The 12711-nt window shown below is 73.3% G+C and carries 8 protein-coding genes and 1 pseudogene; 8 read left to right on the top strand and 1 reads right to left on the bottom strand.

From position 1 onward, the window contains the following. The first annotated feature begins 43 nt into the window (after positions 1–43). From AB0M26_RS15955 to AB0M26_RS15945, 3 genes are all read left to right on the top strand, one after another. Positions 44–2374 (top strand): UvrD-helicase domain-containing protein, encoded by a 2331-nt coding sequence (locus tag AB0M26_RS15955; RefSeq protein ID WP_365260689.1) that lies wholly within the window; start codon positions 44–46, stop codon positions 2372–2374. Positions 2375–2774: 400 nt separating this feature from the next. Then, positions 2775–4208 (top strand): NAD-dependent malic enzyme, encoded by a 1434-nt coding sequence (locus AB0M26_RS15950; RefSeq protein WP_365260686.1) that lies wholly within the window; start codon positions 2775–2777, stop codon positions 4206–4208. A 322-nt stretch (positions 4209–4530) separates the two neighbouring features. Beyond that, positions 4531–4812 carry an HU family DNA-binding protein gene (locus AB0M26_RS15945; RefSeq protein ID WP_365260683.1) on the top strand — a complete coding sequence of 94 codons (282 nt, stop codon included), beginning with the start codon at positions 4531–4533 and terminating at the stop codon, positions 4810–4812. Between the two features lie 172 nt (positions 4813–4984). Here the strand turns inward: AB0M26_RS15945 and murA are convergent, their stop codons facing one another. Then, positions 4985–6322 (bottom strand): UDP-N-acetylglucosamine 1-carboxyvinyltransferase, encoded by a 1338-nt coding sequence (gene murA, locus AB0M26_RS15940; RefSeq protein WP_365260680.1) that lies wholly within the window; start codon positions 6320–6322, stop codon positions 4985–4987. 244 nt (positions 6323–6566) lie between these two features. Between murA and AB0M26_RS15935 the strand changes: the two genes are divergently transcribed. From AB0M26_RS15935 to AB0M26_RS15915, 5 genes and pseudogenes are all read left to right on the top strand, one after another. After that, the gene (locus tag AB0M26_RS15935; RefSeq protein ID WP_365260678.1) at positions 6567–7145 is read left to right on the top strand and encodes a YqgE/AlgH family protein; all 579 of its coding nucleotides are present in this window, start codon (positions 6567–6569) and stop codon (positions 7143–7145) included. 335 nt (positions 7146–7480) lie between these two features. Further along, positions 7481–7780 (top strand): DUF3039 domain-containing protein, encoded by a 300-nt coding sequence (locus AB0M26_RS15930; RefSeq protein ID WP_360849049.1) that lies wholly within the window; start codon positions 7481–7483, stop codon positions 7778–7780. 370 nt (positions 7781–8150) lie between these two features. Beyond that, positions 8151–8874 (top strand): annotated as a pseudogene (locus tag AB0M26_RS15925) (family 20 glycosylhydrolase); the annotation flags it as partial. A gap of 263 nt (positions 8875–9137) precedes the next feature. Beyond that, positions 9138–10055, top strand: coding sequence for an FAD binding domain-containing protein (locus AB0M26_RS15920; RefSeq protein WP_365260675.1), 918 nt, complete (start codon positions 9138–9140; stop codon positions 10053–10055). 106 nt (positions 10056–10161) lie between these two features. Then, a complete protein-coding gene (locus tag AB0M26_RS15915) occupies positions 10162–12663 on the top strand; it encodes a 2Fe-2S iron-sulfur cluster-binding protein (RefSeq protein WP_365260672.1) in 2502 nt (833 codons plus the stop codon). The last annotated feature ends 48 nt before the right edge of the window (positions 12664–12711 follow it).

The following is a 12711-nucleotide window of genomic DNA, read 5'->3' as shown; positions in this document are numbered from 1 at the left end:
CGTACGGTTGACGGCTGCCCAGCACGTCAGAAGGGGGCCGCGGGTGGCTGCGCAGGAAGCCGCTGTCGACTCGGTACGCGACCGTGAGATCGGTACCGAGCAGGAACATCTGGATCGGGTGTACCGGCGCCTGGAGGAGAAGATCCACGAGGCGGAGTTCCTGATGAGCGACGCCGCCCGGCGCGGCCAGGTCGGCACGCCGGGCGCCCTCGCCGAGCGCGACGTCCAGGTCTTCCGCGCCGGGGTCCACCTCAACCGGCTGAACAGCGAGTTCGAGGACTTCCTCTTCGGCAGGATCGACCTGCTGAACGGCAAGGACGGCGTGCGCGGGCCGGACGGCGCCTACACCTCGGTCGAGCCCGCCGACGACGCCGTACGCGACGGGTGCGCCGAGATCGCCGAGACCCTGCACATCGGGCGGCTCGGCGTCCTCGACGCCGACTACTCCCCGCTGGTCATCGACTGGCGCGCGCCCGCCGCCGCCCCCTTCTACCGCTCCACCCCCAAGGACCCGGGCCGGGTGGTGCGGCGCCGCGTCATCCGCAGCAAGGGCCGCCGCGTCCTGGGGGTCGAGGACGACCTGCTGCGCCCCGACCTGACCGCCTCGCTGGACGGTACCGAGCTGCCCGTCGTCGGCGACGGAGCCCTGATGGCCGCGCTCGGCCGCGCCCGCAGCCACGCGATGCGCGACATCGTCTCCTCGATCCAGGCCGAGCAGGACCTGGTCATCCGCGCGCCCGCGGCCTCGGTCGCCGAGGTCGGCGGCGGGCCGGGGACGGGCAAGACCGCGGTCGCCCTGCACCGTGCCGCGTACCTCCTCTACCAGGACAGGCGCCGCTACGCCGGGGGCATCCTCGTGGTCAGCCCCACGCCGCTGCTCGTCGCCTACACCGAAGGCGTGCTGCCCTCGCTCGGCGAGGAGGGACAGGTCGCGATCCGTGCCGTCGGCTCGCTGGCGGAGGGTGCAGAGGCCGACACCTACGACGAGCCGCACGTCGCCCGTATCAAGGGCTCCTCCCGCATGGTGAGGGTGCTGCGCAAGGCGGCCCGCGGGACCCTCGAGGCGGCCCAGCCCCCGGACTCCCGGCTCCGCGCCGTCGCCTTCGGCGAGCGCATCGAGCTGGGACCGGAGGAGCTGCAGGGCATCAGAGCGGCCGCGCTGGGCGGGACCGCGCCGGTGAACCTGCTGCGTCCGCGCGCCCGCCGGCTGATCCTGGACGCGCTGTGGAGCGCGTCCGGATCCCGCACGCGCTACACCGACCCCGAACTGGCCGCCGAGGCCCGCGCCGCGTTCGACGAGGACATCTCCACGGAGACGTACTTCACCGACTTCCTCGACGACTGGTGGCCGGAACTCACCCCCCGCCGGGTGCTCGCCTCCATGGCCGACGAGCGACGGCTCTCCCGCTGGTCGCGCCGGGTGCTGACACCGCGCGAGGTGCGGCTGCTCGCCCGGTCCCTGCGGCGGCTGGACGCCGGCGGCCGCGGCCCGCTGTCGGTCCACGACGTGGCGCTGCTGGACGAGCTGCACCTGCTGCTCGGCACGCCCGCCCGGCCCCGTAAGCGCGAGGCCGACCCGCTCGACCAGCTCACCGGCCTGGAGGAGATCACCACCTTCGCCGACCGCGCGGGCGGCGGCCGCCGTAGCCGCGAGGAGCGACTGGAGGAGGAGCGCGCCGACTACGCGCATGTGATCGTCGACGAGGCACAGGACCTCACGCCCATGCAGTGGCGGATGGTCGGCCGCCGCGGCCGGCAGGCCACCTGGACGATCGTCGGTGACCCGGCCCAGAGCTCCTGGCCGGACCCGGAGGAGGCGACCGCCGCGCGGGACGAGGCCCTGGGCCGCCGCCCCCGCCGCCGGTTCACGCTGACCGTGAACTACCGCAACCCCGCCGAGATCGCCCGCGTCGCCTCCCGCGTCCTGGCCCTGGCGATGCCGGGCATGGAGCCCCCGGAGGCGGTCCGCTCCACCGGGGCCGAGCCGCGGTTCGCCGTCGCCCGGGACGGGCTGCGGGAGACCGTGCGCGAGGAGGCGCGGCGGCTGCTGGCCGAGGTGGACGGCACGGTCGGCGTGGTCGTGTCCATGGACCGTCGCGAGGAGGCGCGTACGTGGGTCGAGGGCCTGGGCGACCGCGTGGTGTCGCTGGGCAGCCTGGAGGCCAAAGGGCTGGAGTACGACGCGACCGTCGTGGTCTCACCCGCCGAGATCGCGGGCGGCACCACCGCCGAGGAGGTCGCCGCGGGGGAGTTCCCGGCCGGGCTGAGGGTGCTGTACGTGGCGCTGACCCGGGCCACGCAGCGGCTGACGGTCCTCTCGGGGGAGCGGGACGCGCCGGACCGGGACGGTGTTCCGAGCCTGCTCAGGATCTGACCGCGGACCCCGGGTCGCACCGCACCTGGTGGCCGTACGAGGGCCCGGTCGGGGACGGTTTTGCGTCAACTGCCCGTTCAGGAATGACTTCTCGGCCCCGTTTGTTAGCCTGAGTGTGGCACCGGCCCGATCCAAGCCCCCGGGCCCAACCTTTGTCGCTACGAGCGACCACTTGCCGCGAGGCGAGCATGGCGGGTCGGTGCCGCTTCGAACATCGGCGACGGGCGCCTCTCCACCGGAGGGGCGCCCGTCGCGTCGTTCCGGACCGTTCCGACGGAACAATATTTCCGAAACCCGGACGCGACTAACGCGTACTGGCAGGTAGGTGCGACGATCGGACGACGCGCGCCGCCGACCCCGCGGCCGCGTATGACGCGGAAGAAAGCAGAGGAAGTCGGCCATGGCAACGGCGCCCAGCGTCTCCTACTCGATGACGGTCCGGTTGGAGGTACCGGCCGGCGGCACCGCCGTCAGCCAGCTCACCACGGCCGTGGAGTCCTCCGGCGGGTCGGTGACCGGCCTCGACGTCACCGCGTCGGGCCACGAGAAGCTGCGCATCGACGTCACCGTCGCCGCCTCCTCCACCGCGCACGCCGAGGAGATCGTCGGCAAGCTGCGGACCATCGAGGGCGTCACGCTGGGCAAGGTCTCCGACCGTACGTTCCTCATGCACCTCGGCGGCAAGATCGAGATGGCGTCGAAGCACCCGATCCGCAACCGTGACGACCTCTCCATGGTCTACACACCGGGTGTCGCCCGGGTGTGCATGGCGATCGCCCAGAACCCCGAGGACGCCCGCCGCCTGACCATCAAGCGCAACAGCGTCGCCGTCGTCACCGACGGCTCCGCCGTGCTGGGTCTGGGCAACATCGGCCCCAAGGCCGCGCTCCCCGTCATGGAGGGCAAGGCGGCCCTCTTCAAACGCTTCGCGGGCATCGACGCCTGGCCGCTGTGCCTGGACACCCAGGACACGGACGCCATCGTCGAGATCGTCAAGGCCATCGCCCCGGGCTTCGCCGGCATCAACCTCGAGGACATCTCCGCACCCCGCTGCTTCGAGATCGAGGCCCGGCTGCGCGAGGCGCTGGACATCCCGGTCTTCCACGACGACCAGCACGGCACCGCGATCGTCGTCCTCGCGGCCCTCACCAACGCCCTGCGCGTGGTGGACAAGGCCATCGGTGACGTACGGGTCGTCATGTCCGGTGCGGGAGCGGCCGGTACGGCCATCCTCAAGCTGCTCATCGCGGCCGGTCTGAAGCACGCGGTCGTCGCCGACATCCACGGTGTCGTGCACAAGGGCCGCGAAGACCTGGTCTCCGCCGACCCGGAATCGGCGCTCTGCTGGATCGCCGAGAACACCAACCCCGAAGGCGTCACCGGGACGCTCAAGGAGGCCGTGGCGGGCGCCGACGTCTTCATCGGCGTCTCCGCCCCCAACCTCCTGGACGGCGAGGACGTTGCAGCCATGGCGGACGGCGCGATCGTCTTCGCGCTCGCGAACCCCGACCCCGAGGTGGACCCGGCCGTCGCCCGTCAGACGGCCGCCGTCGTCGCGACCGGCCGCAGTGACTTCCCGAACCAGATCAACAACGTGCTCGTCTTCCCGGGTGTCTTCCGCGGGCTGCTCGACGCGCAGTCACGCACGGTGAACACCGACATGATGCTGGCCGCCGCGGCCGCCCTCGCCGATGTGGTGACCGAGGACGAGCTCAACCCGAACTACATCATCCCGAGCGTCTTCAACGACCGGGTCGCCGGTGAGGTCGCCGGAGCCGTCAGCGAGGCGGCGAAGGCCGCCGGACCGGCTGTGACGGCCGCCACGACGGGCTGACCACGGCGCGTCGCAGGACTTGGGCCCCCACTTGGCCCCATAGGGTGACGGGCAGAAATACGCCGCGAAACCCGCCGCAACCCGGAAATGAGCCCTGCGGTGCGCTGCCAGGAGTAGACAGAGCGTCACCAGAACGAGCCCGTGGCGCTTTTCGTGTGACTCTCGGGGGCGCCGGATTGGCTTTCCCGCCACGGGTGGGGGCAGGATGCGTAACCGGGCGCGAGGGTCTGTGACCAGACCCGGGTCCGGGGACTGTCCGAGGGCCCTGGCAGCATCGGCTTCGATCTCACGCCTCAATGGCAAGTTGAACACGGGAGTAACTATGAACCGCAGTGAGCTGGTGGCCGCTCTTTCCGAGCGTGCCCAGGTGACCCGTAAGGACGCTGACGCCGTCCTGAACGCGCTCGCCGAGACCGTCGGTGAGGTCGTCGCCAAGGGCGACGAGAAGGTCACCATCCCCGGCTTCCTGACCTTCGAGCGCACCCACCGTGCCGCTCGCACCGCGCGCAACCCGCAGACCGGCGACCCGATCGAGATCCCGGCCGGCTACAGCGTGAAGGTCTCCGCGGGCTCCAAGCTCAAGGAAGCCGCCAAGGGCAAGTAAGCGCCTGACCGGAGGGCGGCCACTCCTCGTGAGCGGCCGCCCTCCGGCACGTCCGTCGCCCGTCTCCGTCCCCGCGCCTCGGGGCGCCCCGGTCCGGTCGCAGCGGCGGGGCCGGGAAGCAGAACGCCACCGCGACGGGACGGACCACGTCGCGGAGGCGCAGCGGCGGGCTTCAGGCCTTCTTGGCCGTCTTCGGCAGCTCGACCTTGCCGCCGAGTCCCTCCAGCTTGTCCATGAAGTTCTCGTAGCCGCGGTTGATCAGGTCGATGCCGTGCACCCGCGAGGTGCCCTGGGCCGCCAGTGCCGCGATGAGGTACGAGAAGCCGCCCCGGAGGTCCGGGATCACCAGGTCGGCGCCCTGGAGCTTGGTGGGCCCGCTGACGACCGCCGAGTGCAGGAAGTTCCGCTTCCCGAAGCGGCATGGCGTGCCGCCGAGGCACTCGCGGTAGAGCTGGATGTGCGCGCCCATCTGATTCAGCGCGCTGGTGAAGCCCAGCCGCGACTCGTACACCGTCTCGTGCACGATGGACAGCCCCGACGCCTGGGTCAGGGCGACCACCAGCGGCTGCTGCCAGTCGGTCTGGAAGCCGGGATGGACGTCGGTCTCCAGGGCGATGGCGTTGAGCGGGCCGCCGGGGTGCCAGAAGCGGATGCCCTCGTCGGCGACCTCGAACACGCCGCCCACCTTGCGGAAGACATTGAGGAAGGTCATCATCTCGCGCTGGCTCGCGCCGCGTACGAAGACGTTGCCCTCGGTCGCCAGCGCCGCGCACGCCCAGGAGGCCCCCTCCAGCCGGTCCGGCAGGGCCCGGTGGTTGTAGCCGCCGAGCTTCTCCACACCCGTGATCTGGATGGTGCGGTTGGTGCCCATCGTGATGATGGCGCCCATCTTCTGCAGGACGCAGATGAGGTCCTCGATCTCCGGCTCGATCGCGGCGTTGCGCAGCTCGGTGATGCCCTCGGCCAGGACCGCCGTCAACAGCACCTGCTCGGTGGCGCCCACGGACGGGTACGGAAGCTCGATCTTGGTGCCGCGCAGCCGTTGCGGGGCCTCCAGGTACTGCCCCTCCGGCCGCTTCTCGATGACCGCACCGAAGCGGCGCAGTACGTCGAAGTGGAAGTCGATCGGCCGGCCGCCGATGTCGCAGCCTCCCAGGCCCGGGATGAACGCATGGCCGAGGCGGTGCAGCAGCGGGCCGCAGAAGAGGATCGGGATGCGCGAGGAGCCCGCGTGGGCATCGATGTCGGCGACGTTGGCGCTCTCCACGCGCGAGGGGTCGAGCACCAGCTCTCCCGGCTCGTCACCGGGGCGGACCGTGACGCCATGCAGTTGCAGCAGCCCGCGTACGACGCGGACGTCACGGATGTCGGGCACATTGCGCAGCCGACTGGGTTCGCTGCCGAGAAGAGCGGCCACCATGGCCTTGGGTACGAGGTTCTTCGCGCCGCGGACATGGATCTCGCCCTCGAGCGGTGTGCCGCCGTGGACAAGCAGGACGTCGTCGGTCATGGATCTCGCGTTCCTGGAGTTGGGCAGGGACCAGAGTGAAATGGTAAGGGCCGTTCGGGTCCCCTTCGTAAGGGCGAGGCGCGAACGAACACGCCCCGGAGGCGTTCCCTCACGTTCCGTATGTCCCGTGCGCCGCCGCATCACCGCGGCGCGCCCCCGCTGCCGCCGTACGCCCCCGCCCTCCCGCCAGCCGCGTAGCCCAGTTGACTCCCCGCGCGGGGCGATCGTGCGGGATCATGTCGTCATGACCGAGGTGTCCTCCCTCACAGGACGTCTGCTAGTCGCGACACCGGCGCTAGCCGACCCGAATTTCGACCGTGCGGTGGTACTCCTCCTCGACCACGACGACGAGGGGTCGCTGGGCGTCGTCCTCAACCGGCCCACCCCGGTCGGCGTAGGGGACATCCTCGAATCCTGGGCCGGACTCGCCGGGGAGCCCGGTGTGGTCTTCCAGGGCGGCCCCGTGTCGCTGGACTCGGCGCTGGGGGTCGCCGTCGTCCCAGGTGAGGCGGGCACGCCGGTGGGGGAGGGGCCACTGGGGTGGCGCCGGGTGCACGGCGCGATCGGCCTGGTCGATCTGGAGGCACCGCCCGAACTGCTGGCGGCGGCGCTGGGGTCGCTGCGCATCTTCGCGGGCTACGCGGGCTGGGGTCCCGGCCAGCTCGAGGACGAACTGGTCGAGGGCGCGTGGTACGTGGTGGAGTCCGAGCCCGGTGACGTCTCCTCCCCCGACCCCGAGCAGCTGTGGCGTTCGGTTCTGCGGCGCCAGCGCAACGAGTTGGCGATGGTCGCCACGTATCCGGACGACCCGAGCCTGAACTAGGCCCCGTCTTCAGAGGCCGTCCGCCCGCGGCGTCCGGCTCTCCCGGCTACCGCTGGGGGGTGTCCCGCCCCGGCTACCGCTGGGGGTGGCACCGGCTGAGCGAACGACCCGCGCCGGCTCGGCGCGGGGCTCGTTGCCTTCCTCGGCGGTCTGCCGCGGGATGCCTCCGGCTCGTACGACGTGGTGAGGATCCCGGTGGGGGCGCTGTGCGCGGAGGCGGCGCTCCTCGCCCTCGTGCCGCGGCCCCCGGCTCCCGCCCGGTGGCGGGCTCCGCCCCGAGGACGTGCGGCGCCACTGCTCCCTGCTTTCCGCGGGCGTGAGTACCCTTGGCAGACATGAGCACTCTCGAGCCCGAGCGCGGAGCAGGCACCGGAACCCTGGTAGAGCCGACGCCGCAGGTGTCGCACGGCGACGGCGACCACGAGCGCTTCGCCCACTACGTCCAGAAGGACAAGATCATGGCGAGCGCGCTGGACGGTACGCCCGTCGTTGCGCTCTGCGGCAAGGTGTGGGTCCCGGGCCGTGACCCGAAGAAGTACCCCGTCTGCCCGATGTGCAAGGAGATCTACGAGTCCATGGGCGCCGGCGGCGACAAGGACAAGAGCGGTAAGGGCGGCAAGGGCGACAAGAAGTAAGGGCGACAAGAAGTAGTGCCCTCAGGGCACATGCGCCACCGCGGGCCGGGGCCCGCGGGGTGAGGGGCGACGGGCCCCGGCGTGCGAGGGGCGATGGGCCCCGGCGTGCAAGGCGCGCCGGGGTTCCGTGCTGTCAGGGGCCCCGCCTCGCGAGCGGGCCCCGACTCGTGCCAGGGGCTCAAGCCGCGCCTGGGACTCACCCCCGCCCGGGGCCCAAGCCGCCTCCGTGGGCGGCCGGTTGCCATCGGGAGGGCACCGGCCGATCGAGCCGAATCGGTACAGACCACCTGCCCGGTGTGCCGAACCCCCCACAACCTCCTGTGTGTTGTGCAGCCCGAAACGTCTGTTGTGCATGTTGCAACACCAGTGCTGGGGGAAGGCGTCACCGGCTGCCAAGGCGCGCATCCGGCAGCCGTGGCTCGCTTACGAGGAGGCCCTGCAGGGCTGGTTCGTCCGGCACTTCGCCGGGCGGCCGACCGTGGCCGCCGCCTCATCGGCTGGGACGAGATCCCGGAGGGTGCCGGAGCCGGTGCGGCAGCCACGGAAGGCGCGTCGAGAAGGGCGGATTCCGGCCTTGCGGAAGGGACCGCGATTGAGTCATGGCGCGGGTACGCGGGCGGGATCGCGGCCGCGCGCGGGCCACGACGTCGTCAAGTGCCCGAACAACAGGTGTATCCGGACCGCCGCCAGGACGCGGGCGACGACGAGCCGATGCCCATCGGCTACGTCCGCACCCTCGAGGACGTCTACCGCTTCGACCCGGTGCCGCCGCAGCTCACCTTTGGGGAAGCGGCCCGGGTGCTGGGGACGCGGGCCGCCATCCGGGCCGAGGTGACGGAGGGCGGTGCCCGCGTGGGCTACCGGGTCTTCCCGCGCCTCGCCGCCTTCGCCGAGGTCGCCTGGTCCGCCCTCCCGCCGCCCGCCGAGCGGGACTTCGTAAGCTTCGCCTCCCGCATGACCTCCCGCTATGGACGTCTCAACGCTCTGGGTGTCGGCCACCGGCCGCTGGACGGGCCCGCCCCCTGCGGCGACGTCCCGCACCCGAAGGTGTCGGCCTCGGACGTCCGATCGAGGAGGCGCCCCCGATCGTGTGAGCCGCAGGCAAAGGCGAACCGTTCGAGCCGCACCCCTGGAAGCGTGACCCCGGTACGCAGAACGCGCACAAGGCGCCCCGAAACATGGCAATCAGCACTCACGACCAACACGGAGTGAAAGTGGACCAAACGCCAATTCGGGACGTAGTTGCCCTTCGTGGACCCTCGCATCGGGGGCCGGTGAAGATGTGCCAGAGTTGCCACGTCCGGCCTGTGAGCACGTACCGTACGGCGCACAGGCGGGACATCGGGAAGGGGCTGGGTTGACCACGCACGCACCGCAGGCGGCGCAGACGGTGACGTTGCCGGTCTCGCTCGACGAGGCCGTGGCGGCGCTCACCGCCATGCCGGCCGCCGTGCCCGTTGCGGGCGGGACCGACCTCATGGCCTCGGTCAACTCCGGCCTCCTGCGGCCCGCCGGGCTCGTCGGGCTCGGCCGGATCAGCGAGATCCGCGGCTGGCAGTACCAGGACGGGCACGCCCTGCTCGGCGCGGGCCTCACCCACGCCCGGATGGGGCGGCCCGACTTCGCGGCCCTCATCCCGGCCCTGGCCGCCGCCGCGCGCGCCGCGGGCCCGCCGCAGATCCGCAACGCCGGAACCCTCGGCGGCAACATCGTCACCGCGGCGCCCACCGGCGACGCGCTGCCCGTACTCGCCGCCCTCGAAGCCACGTTGATCATCGCCGGGCCCGAGGGCTCCCGCCGCGAGATCCCGGTCAGCCATCTGCTCGCGGGCATGGAGATGCTGCGGCCCGGCGAGATCGTCGGCTTCGTCCGCGTGCCGCTGCTGCACGCGCCGCAGACCTATCTGAAGGCCACCGGCCGGACGGGGCCCGGCCGCGCCACTGCCTCCGTCGCCCTGGTGCTCGATCCCGCCCGGCGCAATGTGCGCTGTGCGGTCGGGGCCGTCGCCCCCATGCCGCTGCGCCCGCTGGAGGCCGAGCGCTGGGTCGCGGGACTCATCGACTGGGACGGGTCCCGCACCCTTGCACCGGAGGCGTGCGCGGCCTTCGGCGAGTACGTCGCCGCCGCCTGCATCCCGGATCCGCAGCCCGCGGAGGGGTCCCGGCCGCCGGACGGTCGAGGGGCCGAGCCGCAGCCCTTGCCGCCCGCGGTCCTGCATCTACGGCGTACGGTTGCGGCATTGGCCCGCCGAGCACTGGGGAGGGCGCTCGCATGAGTGCAGAACCGTCCGCCGTCCCGACCGTCGCGCCGCACGCCGGGCGCACGGTGGCGGCAGCGGCTCGCCGCCGCGTGGGCAGCCGCCGCGTGGGGAGGGGGCCCGCATGAGTTCCGATCAGCAGCCGCCATCGGGTTCGCAGGGGCCGCACCCCCAGCGCGGGCCGCACGGCTGGGAGCCCCTGCCGCAGGGCGAGTACGACTCGGACACCACGGCCTTCGTGCGCCTGCCGGACAATCTGCTCGACCCCTCCGCCGTACCACCCGGGGCCGACCCCCTGGCGGCACCCGGCGGCCATGGCTACGTACCGCCGTCGCTCACCCCGGAGTCCGGTGCGTCCGGCTCCCAGGGGCGCTCCGGCGGCCGCGGTTCGGACCCCTCCGCGCCGGACGACCCCCGCGCGACGGGGCAGTGGACGATGCCGTTCGCCGACACCGGTGCGGGGCAGGGCGGTGGCTGGGGCGACGCCGGCGGTGCGGCCGCCCAGGGGCAGTGGAGTGTCCCCATCGCGCCGGACGACCCCGTGGGGGAGTCGGGCGAGTATCTGGTCGAGGGCCGTGCGCGCCCCGCCGCGCCTTACGGCGGCGGCCGGTCGGCGCCGGACCCGCAGTGGTACGGGCAGGGCGGGCCGGAGGGCGAACAAGGACCGACCGGCCTCACGCAGCAGTGGACGTTTCCTCCGGCGGGGGAGCAACTGCCCGATTCCGCCGTGCAGTCGACGCCTCCGTCGCACTCCGCGGGCCCCGGCGCGCAGGACACCCGCGGCGGGCACGGACGGCAGGGCGACTGGAACGCCCAGGCCGCCCCGACGGGCCAGTGGTCGGTCCCCACCGCCGGTACACCGGGCACCGACGAGTCCGGCACCTACCGCCTGGACGAGAGCACACCGGCACGCCCGCAGTCCTCCGGCGGCGACACAGGATCCTCGCCGTGGCAGCAGAGCGGCAGCGGTACGGCCGTGGGCCGTGACACCGGAACCCGCGGGACGTCGGGAGGCTCCACCGGCACCACCTCCGGTGGCTGGACCACCGAACGGCAGCCCTCGGGCGGGCCGGAGCAGCCGCGCTCCGCACGCGGTGGCACCGGACGCCGCAAGCTCGCCACCGGACCGGGCGGTGCGGCCGCCGAGGCCCGTGGCGAGGCAGCGGACGCGGACACCCGCGGCGTCCGGCCGCGCGAGTCCGGCCCCTGGCCGACTCCTGCCGGCGGGACCGAACTCCCGGGCCGCGCGGGCGGGGAGACCCGTCGGAAGTCCGGCAGCGGCTCCGGAGCGGCCGAGGAACCGGCGGGTGACCCGTCGCCTGCGGAGCCGGGCGGGCGGCAGGAGCGGCAGGAGCGGACCGACGGCACGGGCGCGACGGGCGCCTCGTCGTACGCCGGCACGGACACCGCCCCGCGCCCCGCCCCGCGCCCCGCGGCCCCGCGCCCACCCGACGGCGGTTCGCTGCCGGGCCGCGCGGCCGAGGACGTCATCAACCGGCTGACGGGCTCGATGCCCTCGGCGGCCAACGGCTTCGTGACCGCGCCCGGCGTGGGGGCGCCCGCGTCCGGCAACGGCACATCGAACGGCGCCGCACCCGCCGGCACGGACGACGGCGCCACCCAGGAGGGGGCCACCCAGGGCGGCACCACACCGGGCGGCACCGGCTCCGGCCGCCGGTCCGGCCGCGGCGCCCGGCACGGCAACGGCGCCCGGCCCGGCACGGATGACGGCACGGGCAAGGGCACCGTCTCGGCCCCCGGCGACACCGGCGGCGAGGCACCCGGCCGCGCCGCCCACCGCCCCGCCACACCGGCGGCCCCCGCCCGGGACGAAGCGGCCACCCCCGCCCGGGACGAAGCGGCCACCCCCGCCAGGCACGAAGCGGCCACCCCCGCCAGGCACGAAGCGGCCACCCCCGCCGGGCACGAAGCGGCCACCCCCGCCGGGCACGAAGCTGCCCAGGCCCCCGCCGGGCACGAAGCTGCCGAAGCCCGAGCCCGGGACGAGGCGGAGGCGACGTCCGCGCAGGACGACGCGGTCGACGAGCACAGCGAACACCCCCACGCCTCGTACGTCCTGAGCGTCAACGGCACCGACCGCCCCGTCACCGACGCCTGGATCGGCGAGTCCCTCCTGTACGTCCTGCGTGAGCGTCTCGGTCTCGCCGGGGCGAAGGACGGCTGCTCGCAGGGGGAGTGCGGCGCGTGTTCCGTCCAGGTCGACGGGCGGCTCGTGGCGTCCTGCCTCGTGCCCGCCGCGACCGCGGCCGGCAGCGAGGTCCGTACGGTCGAGGGGCTGGCCGCCGACGGCGTGCCCTCGGACGTGCAGCGCGCCCTCGCCTCGAGCGGCGCCGTTCAGTGCGGCTTCTGCGTGCCTGGACTCGCGATGACCGTGCACGACCTCCTCGAGGGCAACCATGCGCCGACCGAACTCGAGACCCGTCAGGCCATCTGCGGCAATCTGTGCCGCTGCTCCGGCTACCGCGGAATCCTCGACGCCGTGCGCGAGGTCGTCGAGAGCCGGGTCGACCCGGCCGATGCGGAAGAGGACGGGGAGGACACCCCGCGCATTCCCCAGCAGGCGGGCCCCTACGACGGCAACGGCTCCGCGGGAGGCCCCGCATGACCGCCCGCACCGGCAGGCCGTACCGGCGGACCCCGGCCGCGGGTCCGT

The organism is Streptomyces sp. NPDC051776 (genome assembly GCF_040681345.1).
GTDB lineage: Bacteria > Actinomycetota > Actinomycetes > Streptomycetales > Streptomycetaceae > Streptomyces.
This window is presented reverse-complemented; position numbering and strand designations above follow the sequence as displayed.

What these genes read in the sequence shown, in the direction of transcription:
- AB0M26_RS15950 (WP_365260686.1), top strand. Translation starts at nt 2,775, where the DNA reads ATGGCAACGGCGCCCAGCGTCTCCTACTCGATGACGGTCCGGTTGGAG.
- AB0M26_RS15945 (WP_365260683.1), top strand. Translation starts at nt 4,531, where the DNA reads ATGAACCGCAGTGAGCTGGTGGCCGCTCTTTCCGAGCGTGCCCAGGTG.
- murA (WP_365260680.1), bottom strand. Translation starts at nt 6,322, where the DNA reads ATGACCGACGACGTCCTGCTTGTCCACGGCGGCACACCGCTCGAGGGC.
- AB0M26_RS15935 (WP_365260678.1), top strand. Translation starts at nt 6,567, where the DNA reads ATGACCGAGGTGTCCTCCCTCACAGGACGTCTGCTAGTCGCGACACCG.
- AB0M26_RS15930 (WP_360849049.1), top strand. Translation starts at nt 7,481, where the DNA reads ATGAGCACTCTCGAGCCCGAGCGCGGAGCAGGCACCGGAACCCTGGTA.
- AB0M26_RS15915 (WP_365260672.1), top strand. Translation starts at nt 10,162, where the DNA reads ATGAGTTCCGATCAGCAGCCGCCATCGGGTTCGCAGGGGCCGCACCCC.